Source organism: Acidimicrobiales bacterium (assembly GCA_033344915.1).
In the GTDB taxonomy this organism is placed as follows: domain Bacteria; phylum Actinomycetota; class Acidimicrobiia; order Acidimicrobiales; family Aldehydirespiratoraceae; genus JAJRXC01.
In genome coordinates, this window is sequence record JAWPML010000001.1 from 1126803 (window position 1) to 1149901 (window position 23099).

The 23099-nt window shown below is 68.6% G+C and carries 22 protein-coding genes and 1 tRNA gene; 20 read left to right on the forward strand and 3 right to left on the reverse strand.

Annotation, left to right across the window (positions count from 1 at the left end; genetic code table 11):
* Positions 1-50 precede the first annotated feature (50 nt).
* Both R8F63_05385 and R8F63_05390 read left to right on the forward strand, forming a co-directional pair.
* Positions 51-611 (forward strand): hypothetical protein, encoded by a 561-nt coding sequence (locus R8F63_05385; GenBank protein MDW3218028.1) that lies wholly within the window; start codon positions 51-53, stop codon positions 609-611.
* A 60-nt stretch (positions 612-671) separates the two neighbouring features.
* Positions 672-797 carry a hypothetical protein gene (locus R8F63_05390; protein ID MDW3218029.1) on the forward strand — a complete coding sequence of 42 codons (126 nt, stop codon included), beginning with the start codon at positions 672-674 and terminating at the stop codon, positions 795-797.
* Here R8F63_05390 and R8F63_05395 read toward each other — a convergent pair whose 3' ends face one another.
* Together R8F63_05395 and R8F63_05400 are read right to left on the reverse strand one after the other, a co-directional pair.
* Positions 798-2624 carry an adenylate/guanylate cyclase domain-containing protein gene (locus R8F63_05395; GenBank protein ID MDW3218030.1) on the reverse strand — a complete coding sequence of 609 codons (1827 nt, stop codon included), beginning with the start codon at positions 2622-2624 and terminating at the stop codon, positions 798-800.
* Positions 2625-2665: 41 nt separating this feature from the next.
* Entirely contained in the window at positions 2666-3466 is an 801-nt protein-coding gene (locus tag R8F63_05400; GenBank protein ID MDW3218031.1) for a class I SAM-dependent methyltransferase, read from the reverse strand.
* 104 nt (positions 3467-3570) lie between these two features.
* Between R8F63_05400 and R8F63_05405 the strand changes: the two genes are divergently transcribed.
* Positions 3571-4026 carry a hypothetical protein gene (locus tag R8F63_05405; protein ID MDW3218032.1) on the forward strand — a complete coding sequence of 152 codons (456 nt, stop codon included), beginning with the start codon at positions 3571-3573 and terminating at the stop codon, positions 4024-4026.
* A gap of 94 nt (positions 4027-4120) precedes the next feature.
* Positions 4121-4828, forward strand: a complete 708-nt coding sequence (locus R8F63_05410; GenBank protein ID MDW3218033.1) for a hypothetical protein — start codon at positions 4121-4123, stop codon at positions 4826-4828.
* Here the strand turns inward: R8F63_05410 and R8F63_05415 are convergent.
* Positions 4820-4891, reverse strand: a tRNA-Gly gene (locus R8F63_05415). The genes R8F63_05410 and R8F63_05415 overlap by 9 nt on opposite strands.
* A gap of 49 nt (positions 4892-4940) precedes the next feature.
* Here R8F63_05415 and R8F63_05420 point away from each other — a divergent pair.
* The 16 genes from R8F63_05420 (at position 4941) to R8F63_05495 (ending at position 23093) form a co-directional block, all read left to right on the forward strand.
* Complete coding sequence (locus R8F63_05420; protein MDW3218034.1) at positions 4941-5576, forward strand: hypothetical protein; 636 nt, start codon at positions 4941-4943, stop codon at positions 5574-5576.
* A gap of 57 nt (positions 5577-5633) precedes the next feature.
* Entirely contained in the window at positions 5634-7022 is a 1389-nt protein-coding gene (tig, locus tag R8F63_05425; GenBank protein ID MDW3218035.1) for a trigger factor, read from the forward strand.
* Positions 7019-7675: an ATP-dependent Clp protease proteolytic subunit gene (locus tag R8F63_05430; GenBank protein ID MDW3218036.1), complete on the forward strand. Its 657-nt coding sequence runs from the start codon at positions 7019-7021 to the stop codon at positions 7673-7675. Before tig ends, R8F63_05430 begins: the two co-directional genes overlap by 4 nt.
* Before the next feature lie 57 nt (positions 7676-7732).
* Positions 7733-8986: an ATP-dependent Clp protease ATP-binding subunit ClpX gene (gene clpX / locus R8F63_05435; protein MDW3218037.1), complete on the forward strand. Its 1254-nt coding sequence runs from the start codon at positions 7733-7735 to the stop codon at positions 8984-8986.
* A gap of 23 nt (positions 8987-9009) precedes the next feature.
* Complete coding sequence (locus R8F63_05440) at positions 9010-10302, forward strand: Mur ligase family protein (GenBank protein MDW3218038.1); 1293 nt, start codon at positions 9010-9012, stop codon at positions 10300-10302.
* 113 nt (positions 10303-10415) lie between these two features.
* On the forward strand, positions 10416-11132 hold the full coding sequence (locus tag R8F63_05445; protein MDW3218039.1) for a hypothetical protein: 717 nt from the start codon (positions 10416-10418) through the stop codon (positions 11130-11132).
* Between the two features lie 175 nt (positions 11133-11307).
* A complete protein-coding gene (locus tag R8F63_05450; protein ID MDW3218040.1) occupies positions 11308-11985 on the forward strand; it encodes a hypothetical protein in 678 nt (225 codons plus the stop codon).
* A 42-nt stretch (positions 11986-12027) separates the two neighbouring features.
* Entirely contained in the window at positions 12028-12435 is a 408-nt protein-coding gene (ndk, locus tag R8F63_05455) for a nucleoside-diphosphate kinase (protein ID MDW3218041.1), read from the forward strand.
* A 168-nt stretch (positions 12436-12603) separates the two neighbouring features.
* Complete coding sequence (locus R8F63_05460) at positions 12604-13665, forward strand: rod shape-determining protein (protein MDW3218042.1); 1062 nt, start codon at positions 12604-12606, stop codon at positions 13663-13665.
* Between the two features lie 17 nt (positions 13666-13682).
* Entirely contained in the window at positions 13683-14621 is a 939-nt protein-coding gene (gene mreC, locus R8F63_05465) for a rod shape-determining protein MreC (protein MDW3218043.1), read from the forward strand.
* Entirely contained in the window at positions 14618-15130 is a 513-nt protein-coding gene (mreD, locus tag R8F63_05470; GenBank protein ID MDW3218044.1) for a rod shape-determining protein MreD, read from the forward strand. The genes mreC and mreD overlap by 4 nt, the downstream gene beginning before the upstream one ends.
* Before the next feature lie 16 nt (positions 15131-15146).
* Positions 15147-17276: a penicillin-binding transpeptidase domain-containing protein gene (locus tag R8F63_05475; protein ID MDW3218045.1), complete on the forward strand. Its 2130-nt coding sequence runs from the start codon at positions 15147-15149 to the stop codon at positions 17274-17276.
* Entirely contained in the window at positions 17273-18463 is a 1191-nt protein-coding gene (locus R8F63_05480) for an FtsW/RodA/SpoVE family cell cycle protein (GenBank protein MDW3218046.1), read from the forward strand. Before R8F63_05475 ends, R8F63_05480 begins: the two co-directional genes overlap by 4 nt.
* Positions 18464-18609: 146 nt before the next feature.
* On the forward strand, positions 18610-20559 hold the full coding sequence (locus tag R8F63_05485; GenBank protein ID MDW3218047.1) for a TIGR03960 family B12-binding radical SAM protein: 1950 nt from the start codon (positions 18610-18612) through the stop codon (positions 20557-20559).
* Positions 20556-21314, forward strand: coding sequence for a TIGR03936 family radical SAM-associated protein (locus R8F63_05490; GenBank protein ID MDW3218048.1), 759 nt, complete (start codon positions 20556-20558; stop codon positions 21312-21314). Before R8F63_05485 ends, R8F63_05490 begins: the two co-directional genes overlap by 4 nt.
* Positions 21315-21353: 39 nt before the next feature.
* Positions 21354-23093, forward strand: a complete 1740-nt coding sequence (locus R8F63_05495; protein MDW3218049.1) for an Rne/Rng family ribonuclease — start codon at positions 21354-21356, stop codon at positions 23091-23093.
* The last annotated feature ends 6 nt before the right edge of the window (positions 23094-23099 follow it).

The following is a 23099-nucleotide window of genomic DNA, read 5'->3' on the forward strand; positions in this document are numbered from 1 at the left end:
AGACGGTAGCGGCCCCGATACGTTCTGGAGTGCACGGGAGGGAGCGTCTGGTGGCCGACACCTCGAGTGATGAGTTCGCAGCTGATGCCGATCGCTTCGTCGATGACCTCAACGCGGGCATGCCGATCGCGCAGGCGCTCGAGGCCGCCAACGACGTGGTGCATCACCCCGACGTGATCCGGGCCGGCACGACGATGCTCGCGTGCACCGGCATGATCGACATGAAGCAGCTCGCGGCCGATGCCGGAATGAGTCGGGCCACCCTCTACCGCTACTACCCGGACAAGGTGAAGGTGGAAGCCGAGATCGCCGGCGTCTGCCTCGAAGGCATGGTGCACGCGGCCAGCGCCCACAACAGCCCGGCGGGCAAGTTCCGCGCCGCCGCGGAGTACCTGATCGATCATCCCGGCGAAGCCGCCGCGGTGGTGCCGTTCGCCGCGATGGTGTCGGTGCGGGTGCTCGGCGCGGCGGTCGCCACGATCATCGGCGACGAGGGGGCGGCGCCGCTGATCGTCGGCATCGCGGTGATGGCGGCGACCCCGGGACGCCAGGACGGCGACGTCGACGCGATCCGCGAATACGTCGCCCAGAGCGCGGCGCTGCTGCGCTGATCCGGCGTCGGGCCGGTCGGCCCATGTGGCGGGGGAGTGGCCCTCGCTACGGTGGGCAGGGTGCGTTGGCGAGCGGCGATGATCGTGGTCGCGCTGGGTCTCTACGGCCTGGCGACAGATGATGTCGCACCCTCGCGCGTCGCGATGACGATCAGTGCCGACGAGGGCGGCGTTCTCGATCCGTAGTCAGCGGTAGCGGCACTCGCGGCCGGTGGTGACCGACTCCGCGAGATGGATCGCCAGCTCCGGCTGGACCTCACCGATCTTGTTGATCGCGTCGCGCACCCGGGCGGACACGGCCTTGCGGGCCCGCTCGACGTCGTCGCCCATGCGCCGGGTGCGGCCACCGAGCCCGGAGGCGGTCCGTAGCTCGTCGAGCAATGCCGTTCGTTCCGCCTCCAGCCGCTCGCTCGCCGCGCCATCGCCGGCGTCGTCGGCCCGGTCGAGTTCGTCCTCGATCTCGCCGAGTCGCCGTCGGTAGGCGGTGACCGCATCGGGGTCGAGCACCTCGTCGCCACCCGAGCGGGGCGCGGCGTCGGGTCCGTCCATGAGGACGACCGCGGGCACGTCGGTGCCCCGTTGCTCGACGAGCATCGCCAGATCGCCGACCCCCTTCGAGTGACGCACGGCGGCGTCGGTGCCCCGAAACGACACGCGCCAGTTCTGGCCCTCGCGGGTGAAGGTGGGCGCATCGCCGGTCGCGGCGAGCGGTTCCACGTCGTACGACACGACGTCGGCGTCGATGCCCTTGAGCGCGGCGGCGCCGAGGTGGGTCGTGCGGAAGCCTCGGCCGGCGGCGAGATCGACGGCGGTGGAGGAGGCCCGGATCTGGCCCGCCGCCGCGAGGTCGCACAGGCGCGAGGCGATGACGACGGCCCGCCCGGTCACGTCGTCGCCCCGCAACTCCACCTCGCCGGTGTGGAGCCCGATGCGCAACGCCAGGCCGTGTTCGTGCGCGCGCTTACGCACGGCGATGGCCCAGTCGAATGCGTTGCTGGGCAGCTCGAAGGTGACGAGCGCGCCGTCGCCCGTTTCCTTCACCAGCTCGCCACCGCGGGCCGCGGCCTCCTCGGTGAGGAGGGCCGACAGGGCGTCGAGCCGGGCTCGCCAGCGATCGTCGCCGAGCTCGCTCATGGACGAGGTCGAGTCCACGATGTCGGTGAACGCGACGGTGGCGAGCTTGCGGGTGGTCGCACCGGCTGTGGCGCCGTCGGTGAGGAATCGCCGGATCGCCGCGGTGATCTCGTCGCCCTCGACCCACGGGAGGTGGGCGCGGCCCTCGAGTAGCTGGAGCTCGGCATCCGGCAACGCGGCGGCCAGATCCGCGCCGAGCTGGGAGGGGATCGTGCGGTCGCGCTCGCGGTGCAGGACGAGTGAGGGCTGGTGCACTCGCTCGACGCGGTCGGCCACGTCCATCTCGGATGTGAGGCACAGCAACCGGGCCGCGATCTCCGCGCTGGCGGTGTGGCGTTGGGCGGCGGCGACGCGCCGGACGGTCGACGCGTCCGCGTCCGGCACGAAGAGGTTCGACAGCGTCTGGCTGCCGAGGCCCCAGCTCGCCCGCACGAGGGACTCGAGGGCGGTGAGCGTCGCCGGGTCGGAGATGCGGGGCCCTTCGGCGTAGCTCCCGAAGAAGACGATGCGCCGTACCCGCGCCGGGTCATCGGTGGCCACGACGATCGCGGGCGGTCCGCCGCAGGAGATGGCGAGCACGTCGGCGGGGCCGTCGGTGCTCGCGGCGTCCATCACCGCCCGTAGGTAGGCAGCCTCGGTGTGGAGATCGAAGGGTCGGTCGTCGCGACCGCTCATGCCCACTCCGGGCCGGTCGTAGCGCACGACCCGATGGGTCTCGGCGAGATCTAGCACGAAGTCGCGGAACTCCGGGTCCTGCCAGTCCAGCTCGAGATGGCTCGTCCACCAGGCGGACAGCACGAGCACGGGGCCCTCGCCGACGGATGCGTAGGCGATCTCCTCGCCGTTCGGCCCGTGGCAGACCGACACCCGCTGTTCCATCCGGCCAACATAGTGGTCCCCGTGCTCGCCCTCACCAGCCATCATCCGGCCATGGTCGCCGTCACGTGGACGAGTTCGTTGGTGAGGCGGTAGCTCCCGTCGTCCGCCCGGAACGCCGCGATGCTCTCGAGGACCTGCGCCCGGAGCTCGTCCTCGCCGGTGTGGCGGAGCGACGGAACGACGAGCCCGGGTGACCGCAGGACGCGCCAGGCGTGGTCGTCGTCGGTGAACTCGAGGATCGCCTCGGTGACGCCGCGCTCGATGTCGACGAAGCCCGCGTCGGTCAGTACCCGCTCGGCCTCTCCCGGCGCGTTGATCGCGGCGAGGCTGATGATCTCCTCGGTGACACCGGGGCCGGTCTGGCCGACGGTCACGAAGTAGCCGAGGAGATCCATGCGATCGCTCGCCCCCCAGAAGGTGAGGCCGACCCGGCCGCTCGGCCGACAGACGCGGCCGAGCTCTGCGACGGCTTCGTCGCAGCCGCCCCAGATGCCGTTGAAGGCGAGGACGACGTCGAACGAATCGTCGTCCCACGGCAGGTCGAACATGGTGCCGTGCACGAGGTTCGCTCCGGGCGCGCGGCGAGCCGCGATCTCGAGCAGGCCGGCGGCCGCGTCGAGCCCGCTCACGCTGGCGCCGAGCCGCTCCGCCCGAGCGAGGGCGAGCCCCGCCCCGCAGGCGACATCGAGGACGTCGGTCCCAGGCCCGACCGCGGTCTTGGCGAGGACGGTCTCGATGCCGTCGCGGGCGTAGGGCTCGAAGCCGTAGGCCCAATCGGTGGCGGCATGGCTCCAGGCCTCGCCGGCGAGCTGCCAGTCGGGGGTGGTGTCGGTGGTGGTCATGGTTCCTCCTGGAATCGTTGTTCATCCAGGAGGCGCCAGATCGCATGCCAGATCCGCCAGATCCGCGTCTCGCGGGCCTGGGGGCCGGGGACTACTTTGTGGCGATGTCCGAGGCGCCCTTGACCAACGCGGCGGTCGAATGGTTGCGGCGCGCGTACGACGCCCTGAGTAGCATCGTCGAAGTTCCACCTGAGGGAGTTGCGTCGAAGATCGACGTGGAGGCGACGATCGCCGACGACTTCACGTGGGAAGACCGCCGTCGTTTCGTCAACTACGGCCGAGGTGACGATCCGGCCGACTGGTTCCGGCGCATCGAAACCGCGTGGGAATCGGCTGACCAACGCCCCCACTGGTCGATCTCGGAGGTCATCGCCGTGCGTGGCGAACGGATCGCCGCCACCACCATCGAAGTACGCCGGGCCGACTTCGTCACCGACTTCATCACCGTCGACCTCATCTCCGAGGACGCTCGACTGCGCCGCCACGTCGCGTTCGACGTCGAGGACCGCGAGGCCGCGATAGCCGAGGCGGAACGCCTTCACGCCAACGACGGCGAGTGAGAGCGCTCGTTCCCGTCCGCGGAGCACTCGACTGGGCGACGCCCGTCTCAACGCTCGGGACAACCTCCCCGCGATGCAGAGCTAGCGTTCTTCCATGTTGCGAGTCGTGGCGATGCTCCTGACCGTGCTGGCGGTCGCCGTCGGCTGCTCCGACGACGGGCCCGAACAGTCCGAGGCCCCACCGACGACAACACGGGCCGTCACGACGACCGCCGCGCCCACCACGACCGTCTCAACCACGACAGTGCCAGCCACGACAGTGCCGGACTCGGTGGCCACGACGGCTCCACCGTCCACGACGACCGCCGCGGTGGCGGTGACGACCGCGCCGCCGTCCACGACGGTCCTCGCGCCCACCACGACCGCCGCGACCACGACGACCACGACCGCCCCGACGGCTGCCGGTCTCGCCGAGGCCGCCGACCTCGTCGGCACGCTCTCACTCGATGCGGCGACCTTCGAGCCGGGAGCTGAGTTGACCGTCTCTCTCACCGTCACGAACGTGTCCGGCCATCCGGTCGCGCTCGAGGATCGGGGCGAGCTCCGCTTCCTCGCGGTACGGGCGTCGATCGACGGATCGGCTCTCGACACCAGCTACCTGTGGCTCGGAGACACGGACCTCGGCCCGGGCGACGAGCACACGATGTCCCGATCGTGGACCCCAGCGCTGTCGGCGGAGCCCGGCGAGGAGGTCGAGTTCCACGCAGTGATCGCCGAGTCGGTCGACTCCTTCAACCGAGCGCAGAACACCGTCGGTGTCGTGACCGCGGTGCCGAGCGTCGTGCTGGCTGCGAGCGGGTGACGAGAATCGAACTCGCATCATCAGCTTGGAAGGCTGAGGTTCTAGCCGTTGAACTACACCCGCGGGTGCCCGCAGGCTAGCGCCGCCGGAATGTCCCGACTAGCGTTCGTCCATGCGGAATCGATGGGCGCGACCGGCCGCCGCCATCCTGTTGGTCGCCGCCGCGTGCAGCGCCGACGATTCGCCGAGCGACGCGCAGCCGCCAACCGAGTCCGGCGGCATCTGCGCCATCGGGGTCGTCGGGTCGCGATCGCCGACGGGCGACGCCGAGTCGACCCCGGGGCTCCTGGAACGGGCGTTCGAGGGCGGGAGCGGCCTCGTCGACGCGACGTTGACCCTCCGCGAGCGCCTCGCGTCGCCCAGTAGCGACGACGTCCATCTGATCGTGTTCGAGCTGGAGGTGCACGCCGTCCTCGCGCCGCCTCCGGGCGCCGCGCCGTCGGTCGGCGAGCGGGTGGAGACCGTGGAGGTCGTGCCGGCCGACTGGTGCCCGAGCGACCTCGACGACGGCGCGGCGCGGCGATTCGTCACGCTCGCGGAACGCGTCGTCACCCGGCCCCCGGGCGTGCCGTGGCGGACGTTCGCGATCTTCCGCGACGAGGCGGACGGATCCGCAACATTCGATTCCTACCGCGCCCTCGCCCCGACCGAGATCGCCGAGGTGCTCGACGACCGTCGGGATGACGACCCGGCCGACCTGCCGATGTCCGAGCTCCTCCGTCGCCGGATCGCAGGCCGGTCCGGCTGAGATCTGGCTCGTCGCGGCCGGTCGAACCCGCGGACGGCGCCGTTAGGCTTTGCGGCAATGAGTTCCAGCGCAACATCTCCCAGCCGTGTCTCCAGCACGATCGAGACCCTCGACGACAACAAGGTCAAGCTCTCGGTCGAGGTCGACGAGGCCGAATTCGACGCCGCGATCGACGCCGCCTTCAAGCGCATCGCCAAAGAGGTGCGCATGCCCGGCTTCCGGCCCGGCAAGGCGCCCCGCAAGCTGCTCGAGGCCCAGTTCGGCTCCGCCGTCGGCCGCGAGGAGGCGCTGCGTGAGGCGCTGCCCGACTACTACGCCCGCGCCGTCGTCGACCACGACGTCGATGTCATCGCCCCGCCCGAGATCGACATCACCGGCGGCCAGGAGACCGGCGCCGTCACCTTCGACGCCGTCGTCGAGGTCCGGCCCGTCGTCGAAGTCGGCGGCTACAACGGCCTCCGGGTCGAGATCCCGAGCCCCACGCCGAGCGACGAGGAGATCGACGAGCAGATCGATCGCATGCGTCAGCAGTACGCCGAGTTCCAGGCCGTCGAGCGTGCCGCCGAGGACGGCGACCATGTCACGATCGACATCGAGGGGACCCACGACGGCGAGGCCGTCCCGGGGCTCACCACCTCCGACTACGACTACGAGGTCGGCACCGGTGCCGTCGTCGCCGAGATCGACGAGAACCTCCGCGGCGCGTCCGCCGGCGACGAGCTCGAGTTCGACGCCGAGCACCCCGATCCGGACGAAGAGGAGCCCCTCCACTTCAAGGTCACCGTCCAGGAAGTGAAGGAAGCGGTGCTTCCCGAGCTCGACGACGAGTGGGCGGCGGAGGCCTCCGAGTTCGAGACCCTCGACGAGCTCCGCGCCGACCTCGTGTCGCGCATGAGCTCCATGAAGATCGCCCAGGCCCGCATGGCCCTCCAGCAGAACACCGCGGAGGCGCTGGCCGAGCTGGTGACCGCCGACATCCCCGAGGCGATGATCGACAACGAGATCGACGCCCGCCTCCAGGACATGGTCGGCCGGCTCCAGCAGCAGGGCATCGATCCGGGTCAGTACCTCGCCCAGGTCGGCCAGACGCCGGACCAGCTCCGCGCCGAGTTCCGCGAGCCGTCCGAGCAGGCCGTCAAGGTCGACCTCGCGCTGCGCACCGTCGCCGAGGCCGAGGGCCTCGTACCCGACGACGAGTCGCTGCGGGCGTCCGTCGCCGAGATGGCCGAGCAGTCCGGACAGGACGCCGACGAGCTGTGGGAACGGCTCGCCGAGGTCGGACAGCTCAGCGCTCTACGCGCTGACCTGGGAAAACGTGACGCCCTCGAATGGCTCACAGACAATGTCGAGCTCGTGGACGACAATGGTGACCCTGTGGACCGGGACGCCCTGGAGTTCCCGGAAGAATCTGAGGACGAGGACGAGGTCGAGGGAGAAGAGGAATGAGCATCTTCACGAACATGGACGTTGCGCCCCAGAACTATCTGGTGCCGACCGTCGTCGAGCAGACGAACCGCGGCGAGCGGGCCTTCGATCTCTACAGCCGGTTGCTGAAGGAGAACATCATCTTCATCGGCACGCCGATCGACGACACGATCGCCAACCTGATCTGCGCCCAGCTGCTGCACCTCGAGTCGGAGAACCCCGACAAGGACATCAACCTCTACATCAACTCGCCGGGGGGCGACATCAACGCCCTCTTCGCGATCTACGACACGATGTCCTACATCAAGCCGGACATCACCACGATCTGCTTCGGTCAGGCCGCCTCGGCCGCCGCCGTGCTGCTGGCGGCGGGTGCGAAGGGCAAGCGTCTCGCGCTGCCCCACGCCCGCATCCTCATCCACCAGCCCTACGCCGGGGCCCAGGGTCAGGCGAGCGACATCGAGCTGATCGCGGCCGAGATCCAGCGCATGAAAACCTCGCTCGAAGAGGTGCTCGCCTTCCACACGGGTCAGCCCGTCGAGAAGATCTCCAAGGACACCGATCGCGACTTCGTAATGACCGCGCAGGAGGCCAAGGAGTACGGCATCATCGATGAGGTCATCGATACGCGTAATGTGGTGGACAACAGCGGCCCGATCACGGCCATCAGCTGAGGTCCTGAAGCGACCGTCAAGACGCAAGCAGACATCGACACAGACTGAAGGGGAAGCGTGGCCAAGTTCGGCGAAGGGGGAGAACTTCTGAAGTGCTCCTTCTGTGGCAAGTCCCAGAAGCAGGTCAAGAAGTTGATCGCCGGCCCCGGCGTCTACATCTGTGACGAGTGCATCGATCTGTGCAACGAGATCATCGAGGAGGAGCTCGCCGAGACCTCCGAGGTGAGCCTGGGCGAGCTGCCGTCGCCGCGGGAGATCTACCAGTTCCTCAACGACTACATCGTCGGCCAGGACACCGCCAAGCGGATCCTGGCCGTCGCCGTCTACAACCACTACAAGCGGGTGCAGCTCGGCACCACGCTCGACGGTGAGGTCGAGCTCTCGAAGAGCAACATCCTGCTGATCGGCCCGACCGGCTGCGGCAAGACCCTCATGGCGCAGACGCTCGCCCGCATGCTGAACGTGCCGTTCGCGATCGCCGACGCCACCGCGCTCACCGAGGCCGGCTATGTCGGTGAGGACGTCGAGAACATCCTCCTCAAGCTGATCCAGGCTGCGGACTACGACGTCAAGAAGGCCGAGACCGGCATCATCTACATCGACGAGATCGACAAGGTCGCCCGCAAGAGCGAGAACCCGTCGATCACCCGCGACGTCTCCGGTGAGGGTGTGCAGCAGGCGCTGCTCAAGATCCTCGAGGGCACGACCGCGGCGGTGCCGCCCCAGGGCGGGCGCAAGCATCCGCACCAGGAGTTCATCCAGATCGACACCACCAACGTGCTGTTCATCTGTGGTGGTGCCTTCGCCGGCATCGAGAAGATCGTGGAGAACCGCATCGGGGCCAAGGGCGTCGGCTTCGGAGCTGACATCCGTCGTCCGGAGGACAAGGACCTCGGCGCGATCTTCGATGCGGTCCTGCCGGAGGACCTCACCAAGTTCGGTCTCATCCCGGAGTTCATCGGCCGCCTGCCGGTGGTCGGCGCCGTGAGCCATCTGGATTCGGACGCGCTGATCGAGATCCTCACCGAGCCCCGCAACGCCCTGGTCAAGCAGTACCAGAAGATCTTCGAGTTCGAGAACGTCGAGTTGGAGTTCACCGAGGATGCGCTCGTCGCGATCGCCGAAGAGGCCATCAAGCGGGCCACCGGCGCCCGTGGCCTGCGGGCGATCCTCGAGGAATCGTTGCTCGACGTGATGTACGACCTGCCGGGTCGTGACGAGGTGATCAAGGTCATCGTCGACCGCGACACCGTCATCGACAAGGCCGAGCCCACGCTCGTTACCACCGAGGACGAACGCGCCGCGAGCTAGCGGCGCCGCGGCACACTGACCGCGTGGACGAACTCGAAGCGCTCGATCATCTCGATTCGCTGATCAACTACGAGGTGGTGCCGCGGGCCGGCGCGATCGAAGGTCTCTCGCTCGAGCCGATGCAGGCGTTCATGGGCGCCGTGGGTGATCCGCAGCATGCCTATCCGGTCATCCACATCACCGGCACGAACGGCAAGGGCTCCACGAGCCGGATGATCGAACGCATCCTGACCGTCATGGGGCTGCGGGTCGGTCTCTACACGAGCCCCCACCTGCACGACGTCACCGAGCGCATCCGGGTCGGTGGCGAGGACATCAGCGCCGAGGATTTCGGGTTGGCGATCGCCGATGTCGTGCGGGTCGAAGAGGTGCAGGGTCTCGGCCCCCGAACCTGGTTCGACACGGTCACCTCGGCCGCGCTCCTGCACTTCGCCAACGAGGCGGTCGACGTCGCGATCGTCGAGGTGGGCATGCTCGGCCGGTTCGACTCGACGAACGTCGTGCATGCCGACGTTGCCGTGATCACCAACGTCAGCCGGGATCACACGGATGGCGAGGCGGGCTGGCGGGACCGCGTCGCCGCCGAGAAGGCCGGGATCGTCGAAGCGGGCCGCCCGGTCGTGATCGGCGAGGCGGATCTGCGCCCGTTCGTCGAGGCCGAGGAGCCGGGCCCGGTCGTCGCGGTCGGGGAGGAGGTCCGCCTCCGGCGCAACGAGCTGGCGGTCGGCGGACGTCTGATCGAGGTCGAGACGCCGCGGGGAACCCACGAGGACGTGTTCGTCCGACTGCACGGGGAGCACCAGGGCACGAATGCGGCGCTCGCCATCGCTGCCGTCGAGGAGTTCTTCGACGCCGCGCTCGGGGAGGACATCGTGACCGAAGCCTTCGACACGATCGAGGTGCCCGGTCGCCTCCACGTGGTCCACACGGCCCCGACCGTGCTCGTCGATGCCGCACACAATGTCGCCGGCGCGGCCGCCCTCGCCACCGCGGTGCGCGAGGAGTTCGGCAGCGGGTCGCGCCGCGTTCTCGTCCTGGGCATGCAGGACGGCCGTGACCCGGTGCAGGTGTTGACGGCCCTCGATGCCGCGTCGTTCGACGTCGTCGTGGTCTGCACGGCCCCGACCGCGCGGGGCGTCGATGCGGACGCGCTGGCGGCCGCGGCCGACACGGTCGGGGCCCGGGCGGACGTCGTCGTCGACGTCGAGGCCGCGCTCGATCACGCCATGGGACTTGCCGCCGAGGACGACCTCGTGGTCGTGGCCGGCTCGACGACGGTGGTCGCCGCGGCCCTGAGGCTCGCCGACGACTGGTGAGCGCGGCTCACCCGCGGGTGGGGCGATCGGCTCACCCGTGAGGCCCTAGGTCCTGCGCGGAAGCGCCGAAAGCGCCATCAATCGGGGACCCCCGGCGAGCCGATCGTCACCGCATGCCTTTTCTCCGCCGACGTTCTCTCCGGTTCCGCGATGATCGCGGTGCGAGTGGTGTCGAGTACGCGTTGCTGCTCACCCTGATGTTCGCCGGCTCGACGACCACGTTCGAGATGCTCGAAGACAATGTCGGCGAGCACTACGAGGAGTCGGCCCAGGACATCGGGCGTAGCGACCTGGAGCACTTCGACGTCACGACCACGACCTGCGCCGAGTGCGAGCCGACCACGACCACCACCGAGGCGCCGACCACGACGACGACGGTGCCGCCGACGACTGCGCCGCCAACGACGACCACGACGACGACAACCACAACCACGACGACGACCACGACCACGTTGCCGCCCACCACCACGACGACCACGACCACGTTGCCGCCGACCACCACGACCGTTGCGGTGGGGTCGCTGGCCGACGTCACCTACCGCGACATGTCGTTCGAGACCCGTCGCGGCTGGAAGGCGAAGATCAAGGTCGGATTCGAGGACGAGGACGGGGAGGCGCTGAAGGGCGCCCGCGTCGTGGTGACCATGACGACGGCCGACGGCGCGACGAAGGAGTGGTCGTTCACCCTCGGCCGGAGCGGCGAGAAGACACTCACCTGGGGCAACCGGCCGGCGGAGATGTTCCCGATCGAGGTCCGGGTCACATCGATCACGCTGGACGGTGAGGAGCTCACGCCCGACCGAGAGAGCTACAAGCTGCGAGCTCGCTGAGCGAGGGGCTCCGGGTGGGTCGGGGGGCCCACCCACCTGAGTCGATCGGCCCATCCCGGCTGGGCCGACAGGCAGTACGGCCTGTGACGAACCGGTCGAACGGCCCATATCGTTCCTCGGCGCCAACGCCGAACCACCGAACGTGGGACGTATCACTGAGATTCTGAAGCGGCTTGTGAGCCGTGGGGACCGAGGCGCCAGCGGCGTCGAGTACGGACTCGTGCTCGGACTCGTGCTGGTCGGATCGACGGCATCGTTCGAGATGATGGACGAGCGGGTCGAGGCCCACTACTCCGAGTCCGCCGACGACATCGGCCGTGCCGACCTCAGCTACTTCGACGTGACGACGACCGCCTGCCAGGTCGACTGCGCGACGACCACGACGACCACCGAGGCGCCGACCACGACGACGACGCAGGCGCCGACCACGACGACGACCACGACGACCACCACCACGACGACCACGACCACAACCACGACGACGACCACCACGACGACGACCACGACGCTGCCGCCGACCACGACGACGACCGTCGCGGAGAACACGTTCTCGTCGTATCTGACGGACCAGTCGTTCGAGGCGTGGAACGGTTGGAAGGCGAAGACCAAGGTCGAGTTCGACCTGCCCAACGGTGATCCGATGGCCGGCGCAGAGTTCCAGGTGACCTGGACGACGGCCGAGGACAAGACCAAGACCAAGACGTTCACCACGAACGGCAACGGCAAGAAGTACCCGACGTGGTCCAAGCGCGACGAGGACGCCTTCCCGATCGTGATGACGATCGACTGGGTCACCTACGACGACGAGACCTGGATCCCGGACAACGACAGCATCACGCTCAACGCCTGGTGAGTCCTCGCCGACGGCTGGCCCGATCCCGGTAGCCTCCCGGCCATGGATCGCACTCTCGTCATCTGCAAGCCCGACGCCGTCGAACGCGGCCTGGTCGGGGAGATTCTGGGGCGCTTCGAGCGCAAGGGTCTGACCCTCGTGGCCGGCGAGTTGCGGACGCTCGACACCGACACCCTCGCTCGCCACTACGAGGAGCACGTCGGCAAGCCGTTCTACGACGGCCTCGTCGAGTTCATGAGCCGGGGGCCGGTGTTCGTCGCCGTGATCGAGGGTCCCGAGGGCACGGTCGCGAGCGTGCGGGCGATGATGGGGGCCACGAATCCGATGGCGTCCGATCCCGGCACCATCCGCGGCGACCTCGGCACCGAGTTCACGGAGAACCTGATCCACGGCAGCGATTCCGACGAATCCGCCACGCGCGAGATCGGGATCTTCTTCCCCGGAATCTGATGCCCGGCCGACCGTTGGGTCACGGAGAGTAGTTCTCCAGGCACAGTTCGTCTGCTCTGTTGCAATTCAGTGACAGGGCGCGCCTACACTCTCCGCAGCGGAGGAGCGCACCCCACGGGTCGTGTCCATTCGCGTGCTGTCACCCACCCCGTCTCGAGGCACCTGAGCATGGCCGCAGAAGCATTCCTCAACTCGTTCGGAAGCGGATTCCGCGCCGTGATCGGCCGGGACATGGCCGTCGACCTCGGGACCGCCAACACCCTCGTCTACGTGCGCGGTGAAGGCATCGTGCTCGATGAGCCGTCCGTCGTCGCGGTGAACACGCACGACGGCAAGCCCCTCGCCGTCGGCGCCGAGGCGAAGCGGATGATCGGGCGCACGCCCTCCAACATCCAGGCCATCCGCCCGCTCAAGGACGGGGTCATCGCGGACTTCGAGATCTGCGAGAAGATGCTCCGCTACTTCATCCACAAGGTGCATCAGCGCAAGTGGGCGAAGCCTCGCATGGTCATCGCCGTCCCATCGGGCATCACCGGTGTGGAGCAGCGCGCCGTGCAGGAGGCCGCCGAATTCGCCGGCGCCCAGAAGCCGGCCTACATCATCGAAGAGCCGATGGCCGCCGCGATCGGTGCCGGCCTCCCGGTGCAGGAGCCGACCGGCAACATGATCGTCGACATCGGCGGCGGCACCACCGAAGTCGCCGTCATCTCGCTCGGCGGTGTGGTCGCGAGTCAGTCGGCCCGCGTCGGTGGCGACGAGCTCGACGACGCGATCGTGCAGTTCGTCAAGAAGGAGTACAGCCTGGCCCTCGGTGAACGCACCGCCGAAGAGGTCAAGGTGCAGCTCGGCTCGGCCGCCCCGCTCGCGAAGGAGCTGCGCGCCGAGATCCGCGGTCGTGACCTGGTGACCGGCCTTCCCCGCACGATCGTTGTCGGCACCGAGGACATCCGCGAGGCGCTCGAAGAGCCCGTCGCCGCGATCTGCGACGCCGTGAAGTCCACCCTCGACAAGACCCCGCCCGAACTCGCCGCCGACATCATGGAGCGGGGCATCACCCTCGCCGGTGGTGGCGCGCTCCTCCAGGGCATCGATCAGCGCCTGGCCGACGAGACCGGCATGCCCATCCAGCTCGCCCCCGAGCCGCTCTACGCCGTGGCGATCGGGTCCGGTCAGGTCCTCGAGGAGTTCGAGGCGCTGCGTGGCGTCGTCTTCGGCTCCGGCGAGCTCTGAGCATCACGTAGCAGGGCATGGCACAGGCCCAGCGGACTGGGCGGTCCCGGCATCGACTGATCCTTCTCGCGCTGACGGCGATCACCCTGCTGACCGTCGACCTGAACGGCTTCGGTCCGGCCGAGTCGGTCCAACGGGGTGTGCGCGACGTGCTCAATCCGATCACCTCGCTCGCCACCACGGTCCTCTCGCCGATCGGCGACGCCTGGAACTCGGTGTTCAACTATGGCGACCTCGAAGCCGAGAACGAGGCCCTGCGGGCCGAGATCGAGGCGCTGAAGGGGTCGGCGATCCGGGGCGAAGCGGACACGGAGACACTGCGCCGCCTGCTCGCGGCCACGGACCTGCCGTATGTGGGAGACCTCGACACCGTCACGGCGCAGGTGGTGCGGGGCTCGGTCGGCAACTTCGACGACCATGTCGTCACGATCGACAAGGGATCGCGCCACGGGCTCGAAGTCGACATGGCCGTCGTCACCGCGGCCGGGATGGTCGGGCGCGTCTCACAGGTGGACAATTCGACCGCCCAGGTCCAACTCCTGAGCGACGACGACCTCTTCGTCGGCGTCCGCCTGGTCTCGACCGATCAGGTCGGCCTCGGCCACGCCATCGCCGGCCAGGAGGGCATGTTCGTCATCGACCAGGGCATGAACTATCCGGACAGCGATGACCCGACGCTGCTGCCCGAGGTCGGCTCGGCGGTCGTGACGGCCGGCGTGAGCAGCTATCCGGCCGACATCCCGATCGGCGTGATCACCGAGATCGGGCGGGCGGTGGACGAGGTCACGATGCGCGTCGAGGTCGAGCTGGCCAACGACGTGGACGATCTCCAGTTCGTGTCGGTGGTCCTCCAGGTCGCACCGGAGGAGTTCCCGCTCGATCCGACCGTGACCGTGCCGACCGACGGGCTCGCTCCGGACGCCGACGATCCCGACGCGACGGGGGAGGACGGGTGACGTTCCTCAAGCTCGGCATCGTGCTGCTCGTCTCGATCGTGCTCCAACTCTCGGTGTTCGTGGACGTGCGGGTGTTCGACGTGGCCCCCGAGTTGCTCGCGCTCGTCGCGGTGCTCGCCGGGTTCTTCGCCGGCCCGGAGCGGGGCGCCACCGTTGCCTTCGGCGCGGGATTGCTCTGGGACATCTGGCTGCCCACGCCGCTCGGCGTCGCCGCGATGTCCTTCGCCACCGTCGCCTTTGCCGTCGGCTCGCTCGAGGCGGGGCTGTTCCACGACTCGCGGGCCCAGTTGGCCGGGATCGCCTTCGTCGGAACGTTCACCGCGGTGATCGGCTACGCCCTGCTCGGCGAAGTCGTCGGCGCCCGCGGTCTCGTGGACGTCGAGCTCCTCCGTATCTCGATCATCGCCGGTGCGCTCAACGGGATCCTGGCTCCGGTCATGGCCCGTCCGATCCGCTGGGCCCTGCGCGGGCCGGTGCGGTTCCGCAACCCCGCGCTCGTTCGACCATGAGGAGGCACTAGATCTCATGGACGTGGACGACGACGCCGGCCCGTTCCGCCTCCGGATCTTCGCCTTCGTCGCGCTCGTGCTCTTCGGCGCGCTGTTCACCCGTCTCTGGTACCTCCAGGGCATCGAGGCGGAGGCGTTCCAGGCGGAAGCCGAGTCGCTCGTGTTGCGGCAGGTCTTCGAGGAGGCGCCGCGGGGACGGATCCTGGACCGCAACGGCCGGGTGATCGTCGACAACAAGGTGGTCGACGTGGTCACCATCGACAAGGCCGTCCTCGAGGAGATGACCGAGGACGAGCAGCTCGAGATGTTCCGCCGACTGGCCACGGCCATCAGCCGGTCGGGTCGACTCACCAAGCTCGAGTCGATCGTCGACGAGGTCACCCGGGCGCAATACGGCCGGTTCGATGTCGTGCCGGTCGCGGTCGACGTCGATCCCAGCCTGCTCGTGTATCTCGGCGAGCGGCCCGGGGCGTTCCCCGGGGTTGCGGTCGCCAGTCGGACGGTGCGCAGCTACCCGTTCGGCCCGCTCGCCGCCCATCTACTCGGCTACGTGGGGCCGGTGACGCTGGCCGAGCTCCAGTCCGCGAACGCCCGCATCGACGCCGACGACCCGGGTGCGAAGACGTATCAACTCTCCGACGAGATCGGGAAGACCGGCGTCGAACGGGTCTTCGAGGACGTGCTCCGCGGGGTGCCGGGGGTCCGCTATCTGGAGGTCGACAACCGCGGCGAGGTGATCCGTGAACGCTACGAGTACAACTCCGCCCCGATCCCGGGAGCGGACCTCTACCTGACCATCGACGTCGACCTCCAGGCCCTGACGGAGGAACGCCTCGCGGCCCAGCTCGCCACGGTTCGCGGTCGTTCCGCCGACGCCGGCGAGCCGGATTTCGTCGGCGCTGCCGGGTGTGCGATGGCCACCGACCCGCGCAATGGCGATCTGCTCGCCATGGCGAGCTTTCCGACGTATGACCCCCGGGACTTCGTCAACGGGATCTCCTTCGCCGAGTTCGAGTTGCTCACGTCGCCGGACAACAACGCGCCGATCCTCAACCGCTGCATCCAGGGCACCTACGCGCCCGGCTCCACCTTCAAGGTGATCACCGGGCTGGCGGCCGAGGAAGCGGGCCTGCTCGGCCCGGACAGCATCATCCCGGAGGCCGTGAACGCGGCGCCCGGACGTCTGGAGGACACCGGGACCTACTTCTTCTCACGCTGTCGCGACGACTTCGAGGCCGCCGACACGTGCGAGTTCGGCAGCACCTACCGCGGTCCGCCGCGGACGGTCGGACTCGCCGAGGCGATCAGCGTCTCCTCCGACGTGTTCTTCTACAAGCTCGCCGGTGAGGGTTTCTCGCAGTTGCCCCGCGGCCCCGAGGGCGACGAGTGGATCCAGGCGAAGGCCCGCGAGTTCGGGCTGGGCACCGGCACCGGCATCCAGTTGCCCTACGAACGCTCGGGCGCGATTCCCGATCGTGCCTACTTCGACCTCCTCGCCGAGCAGGGGGTCTTCCTGCGTGACGGCTCGCAGTGGTTCCCGGGCGACACGATCAACCTGTCGATCGGACAGGGTGAGCTCCTCGTCACGCCCGCCCAGCTGACCAATGCCTACGCCACCATCGGCAACGGCGGTTTTCTCCACCAGATCAACGTCGCCCACCGCATCGTCCATCCCATGGTCGACGGCGAACGGCCGCCCGACACGACCTTCGGGCCCCGGGTGCTCCGTGACCTGGAGATTCCCGCGGATGATCTCGCCCAGATCGAAGAAGGTCTCGAGGGCGTGCTCACCCACCCCGGCGGCACGGCCCGGACGGTGTTCGCCGGCTTCCCGAACGGCTTGTGGACGGTTGCCGGCAAGACAGGCACGGCGGAGGTCAACGGCAAGGCGGACACCAGCGTCTTCGCCGCGTACGGCCCGACCAATCGTGCCGAACCCGAGATCGCCGTCACCGCCGTGCTCGAGGAGTCGGGGTTCGGCGCGTCCGCCGCGGCGCCGTTGGTGCGCAGCATCCTCGAGCCGATCGCGCTCGACGAGGTGCCCCGGGCCCGGACCTTCGACGAGATCGACCGGCTGGCGTTCGAGCAGGTCTCGGAGACCGCGGAGACCGCGGAGACCGCGGCGGACGGTGGGGGCGACGAGTGACGACCGTGCACACCTTCGACGGCCCGACCGGGGCCCGCATCCGTCAGGACGACGACGAGCGCTGGTGGTTCGTGGTCGACCCGATCCTGATCGCGTGTGCGGCCTTCATCGCCGGCCTCGGCATCCTCCTCGTGTACTCCGCGACGCGCGGACCCGTCAGCCCGGCGCAGCCGGCGGACACCTCGTTCCTCGAGCGCCAGATCTTCTTCGCCGTCGTCGGTGTCGGTTGTGCCTTCGGCGCCGCCATGATCAACGTCCGCCGGCTGCGATCGTTCACCGCGCTCGGCTACGTGGGTCTGGTCGGACTGCTCGCCGGCGTGTTGCTGATCGGCGTCGACGTCAACGGTGCACAGGCCTGGTACTCGGTCGGCGGCTTCACGTTCCAGCCGTCGGAGCCCGGCAAGATCGTCATGATCATCTCGCTCGCGGCCGTTCTCGCCGCGCCTGCGGTCTCGCTGGGCCGGCTGCTCATCACCCTCGGGCTCGCGGCCGTCCCGGTCGGTCTCATCCTCTTGCAGCCGGACATGGGAACGGTGCTCGTCTACGCCGTCGTCGTCGCTGCCATGATCATGCTCAGCGAGATCCGGGGCCGGGTGATCGTCCTGCTGGGCATCGTGGCGCTCACCGCGATCGTGGGCGCGTTCCAGTCGGACGTCCTCGCCGAGTTCCAGCAGGACCGACTGACGGTCTTCCTGCTGAGCGAGGCCGAGATCGATGCGCTCGACAACCCGAACCTCGAACGGGTCGCCTACAACGCCGAACAGTCCCAGATCGCGATCGGCAACGGCGGTCTCGGCGGGCAGGGGCTGTTCCAGGGCACGCAGACCGGCAGCGACCTCGTGCCCTTCCAGGAGACCGACTGGATCTTCTCGGTCGCGGGGGAGGAGCTCGGGTTCCGCGGCGCCGGTCTGCTCCTCGGCGTCTATGCCGTGCTGCTCTTTCGCATGTGGCGCATCGCGTTGCGGGCGACCGACCGCTACGACCGTCTGATCGTGGTCGGCGTGATGGCGATGTTCCTGTTCCAGATCTTCCAGAGCGCCGGCATGGCCATGGGGATGATGCCCGTCACCGGCATCCCCTTGCCGATGGTGTCGTACGGCGGATCGTCGATGATCACCTCGCTCGTCGCCCTCGGCCTCGTCCTCGGCGTGCACCGCCGCCGCTACGACTTCACCGAACGCACCTGACGCCCCGTCCGCCCTCCCCCAAGAGGGATCTCTGGTCAGGAAAGGGTCGTCAGGGTGCCGCCGCAGGCTGTCTCAGCGACCCTTTCCTGACCAGAGATCGCGGGTGGGGGGTTCGGGGGGTTCGGGGCGGCGGGTAGCCTGCACGCATGACGTCTCTGTGGCCGCAGCTCGAACCGCTGTTGCCGCAGGTCCAGAAGCCGGCTCGATACATCGGCTGTGAGGACGGGATGCAGACGCCCGAGCACGGCCCGGGCATCGTCAGCTGGCTGCTGACCTACCCCGACACCTACGAGATCGGCCTGCCCAACCAGGGTCTCCAGATCCTCTACGAGATCATCAACGAACGCCCCGACGGCGCGGCCGAGCGCAGCTATGCGCCGTGGACCGACATGGAGGCGGCGATCCGGGGAAGCCGGATCCCGCTGTTCTCGGTCGACACCCACAAGCCGGCCGGCGAGTTCGACATCATCGCCTTCAACCTGAGCGCCGAGCTGACCTACACGAACCTCGTGAACTGTGTGGACCTGGCCGGCGTGCCGATCCACTCGGCCGCCCGCGCCGATCACGACCCGCTCATCGGCGTCGGCGGGCACTGCACGTACAACCCGGAGCCCATCGCGGACTTCGTGGACTTCGTCGTCCTCGGCGACGGTGAGGAGGCCGTGGGCGACATCACCGAGCTCGTGCGCGAGTGGAAGGTGGCCGGCAAGAACGCGGGCACCCGCGAAGGCATGCTGCGCGAGCTGGCCAAACTCCCGGGCGTCTATGTGCCGTCGATGTACGACGTGGAATACGACGGCGCCTTCCTCGCCGCGGTCACGCCCCGCTATCCGGACGTGCCCGAGACGGTCGAGAAGCGCACGATCGCCGACCTGGGCGACTGGCCGTATCCGAAGAACCAACTCGTCCCGATGACCGAGGTCGTCCACGACCGGCTGTCGGTCGAGGTCTTCCGTGGCTGCACGCGGGGTTGCCGCTTCTGCCAGGCCGGCATGATCACGCGCCCCGTGCGGGAACGCCCGGCCGAGCAGGTCAGCCGCATGATCTCCGAGGGACTCCAGCGCACCGGCTACGACGAGGTCGCGCTCACGAGCCTGAGCACGGCGGACTTCAGCGGCATCGAGCAGGTCATCGGGCAGGCGGTCGTCGACCAGGGCGCCGATCAGGTCAGCGTCGCCCTCCCCAGTCTGCGGGTCGACGCCTTCACCGTCGGGATCGCCGCGGAGATCCAGCGAGCGCGCCGCACGGGTCTCACCTTCGCCCCCGAAGCCGGCTCGTGGCGCATGCGCCAGGTCATCAACAAGCTGATCCGCGAGGAAGACCTCTACGGCGCCGTCGAGTCCGCGTTCTCGCAGGGCTGGCGGCGGATGAAGCTCTACTTCCTCACCGGGCTCCCCACCGAGACCGACGAGGACACGCTCGGGATCGCCGAGCTCGCCCGCAACTGCGTGAAGCTCGGCAAGACCCACAAGAGCAGCGCGTCCGTCACGGTCTCCGTCGGCGGATTCGTGCCCAAGCCGTTCACGCCGTTCCAGTGGTTCGGGCAGAACACCGTTACCGAGCTGAACCGCAAGATCGGCCTGCTGCGCGACGACACCCGCCGGTCCAAGGGCGTGCAGCTCAAGTGGCACGACCCGAAGGCGACGCTCGCCGAGGGCATCACCAGCCGCGGGGATCGCCGCCTCGGACCGGTCATCGAATACGTCTGGCGTCATGGCGGCACGTTCCAGGAGTGGTCCGAGCACTTCAGCTACGACTTGTGGCTCGAGGCGATGGCCGCCAACGACTGCGACGTCGACTGGTACGTCCATCGGCACCGCACCGAGGACGAGCTGCTCCCGTGGGATCACCTCAACGCCGGCCTCCACAAGGACTTCCTGTGGCAGGACTGGCGCGACGCGCTCGACGAGCTCGGGCTCGAGGACTGCCGGTGGACGCCCTGCTACGACTGTGGCGCGTGCACCGGCTACGGCATCGAACACGTCGTGGCCTCGGCCACGCCACCTGCGGGTGGCAGCCAGGGCACCGGCGTGGACCTCGCCTCCGGCGGGGCGGTGCCCGTGGTGCTGCAGCCGCGTGAGGCGACGGTCTCGTGAGCGAGAACCTGAACCGGCGCATACGTATCGCGTTCGACAAGCACGGCAAGATCCGTTTCACCTCGCATCGCGACGTGGCCCGGATCTGGGAGCGCACCCTGCGGCGCGCCTCGCTGCCTGTCGCCTACTCCGAGGGTTTCTCCCCCCGCCCGAAGCTCAGCTTCGGGCTCGCCCTCTCCACCGGACACGAGAGCGACGCCGAATATCTCGACGTCGAGCTCGACCCCGACCGTGTGCCGGAGGATCTCGACCTGGATGCGCTCGCCACTGACCTGAGCGAGCGGCTTCCGGTCGGCATGACCGTCTCCGCGGTGACGTTCATCGAACGGTCCACACCGTCGCTGCAGCAGGCCGTGACCAGCTGTACCTGGCAGATCGACGTGGTGGACGTCGATGCCGACACCGTGGCCGGGGCCGTGGCCCGTGCCCTCGCCGCGGAGGACCTCATCGTGACCCGGGAGCGCAAGGGCAAGGAGGTCACCGACGACCTCCGACCCCTCGTTCTCAGTCTCGACGTCATCGGGCCGACAGGAGATGCCAACGACGCCGATAGCGTTATCGGCGTACGGCTGCTCGCAGAACTCGGAACCCAACCCCGCGCGGTGCGGGTTTCGGAACTGCTCGCAGCCCTCGATCCACCGCTCACCGAGCGACGAGTAGTACGGCTTCACCAATGGATCCAGAGCGACGACACCGACGAGCGCAGCGACCCGCTGAGCGCCGCGGTGTCGCCCGCGCCGGCGGGGGCGTCATGAACGCCCACCGCTGCGGGCCCCGAACGAAGGAACGAACCCATGGCCGACCCGGCCGAGAACCCCACGCCCGCCCCCAAGCCGGAAGCGGGCTCACCTCCCGCTGACCCGCCGAAGATCGGCGACAGCCGGCCAGCCCCCCGCATCGGCGACACCCGTCCCGCTCCCGCCTCCGACAACGGTCGCGACGAACGCGGTGGCAACGGCCAGCAGAACGGTGAGGGCGGTCCCAAGAAGCGTCGTCGCCGGCGTGGTGGCCGGGGTCGTGGCCGCGGAGGCGGCGGTGGTGGCCAGGGTGGCCAGCAGAACCAGGGCCAGAACAAGCAGACCCAGAACAAGCAGGGCCAGAAGGGCGGCCGGGGCAACCGGCCCGTCCCGGTGGAGGCGATCGTCGACGACGCCGCCGTCGAACTCGACGAGGAGACCCTCGAGAAGCGGCGCGGTCGCACCCGCAACGGTCAGGCCATCGGGCGCTACATGATGTGCGTGTCGGTCGGGGAGAAGGCGACCCAGATCGCCACCCTCGAGGGCCGCAAGCTCGTCGAACACCAGGTCTCGCGGCCGGCCGACGACGTCAGCCAGATCCACGGCAACATCTACATCGGCCGGGTCCAGAACGTGCTCCCCGGCATGGAAGCGGCGTTCGTCGACATCGCGACGCCGAAGAACGCCGTCCTCTACGCGGGCGACGTGGCCTACGACCCCGATGACCTCGACAACGGCGGGGGCAAGGGCGGCAAAGGCGGCAAGGGTGGCAAAGGCAAGGGACGCAAACAGCAGCCCCGCATCGAGGACGTGCTGAAGGCCAAGCAGTCGATCCTGTGCCAGGTCACCAAAAACCCGATCGCCCACAAGGGCGCCCGGCTGACCCAGGAAGTGTCGTTGCCGGGCCGCTTCGTCGTGCTCGTGCCGAACAGCACGACCTACGGCATCTCCAAGCGCCTGCCCGACAGCGAGCGCAAGCGGCTGCGCAACATCCTCGACAAGGCGAAGCCGAAGCAGCACGGCGTGATCGTGCGCACCGCCGCCGAGAACGTCACTTCCGAGGAGATCGAGCGGGACGTCAAGCGTCTGCTCGCCCAGTGGGACGAGATCGAGAAGCTCGCGAAGTCCACCAAGGCCCCCGCCCTGCTCTACCGCGAGCCCGAGGCGGCGGTGCGCATCATCCGCGAGGAGTTCACGAAGGACTTCCGGGGTGTGATCATCGACGATCGCGAGCTCTACGAGGAGATCAAGGGATATGTCGGCTCGATCACCCCGGCGCTCGCCGATCGGGTCGAGTTCTACGATCCCGAGGTCGAGAAGCTGCCGCTGTTCGAGCGGCACCATGTCGACGAGCAGCTGCGCAAGGCGCTCGACCGGAAGGTGTGGCTGCCCTCCGGCGGTTCGCTGATCATCGAGTCGACCGAGGCGCTCACCGTCATCGACGTCAACACCGGCAAGAACGTCGGCAAGTCGTCGCTCGAGGAGACGGTGTTCCGCAACAATCTCGAAGCGGCCGAGGAGGTCGCCCACCAGCTGCGCCTGCGCGACATCGGCGGCATCATCGTGATCGACTTCGTCGACATGGAGGTCGCGAAGAACAAGGCCGAGGTCATCAAGACGTTCCGCCAGGCCCTGGCAAGGGACAAGACCCGCACCCAGGTGTTCGACATCTCCGACCTCGGATTGGTGGAGATGACGCGCAAACGCATCGGTGAAGGACTGCTCGAAACGGTCACGGATCTATGCCCGACGTGCGACGGTCGCGGCCATGTTCTGATCGACGGAATGATCGACTGAACCGCT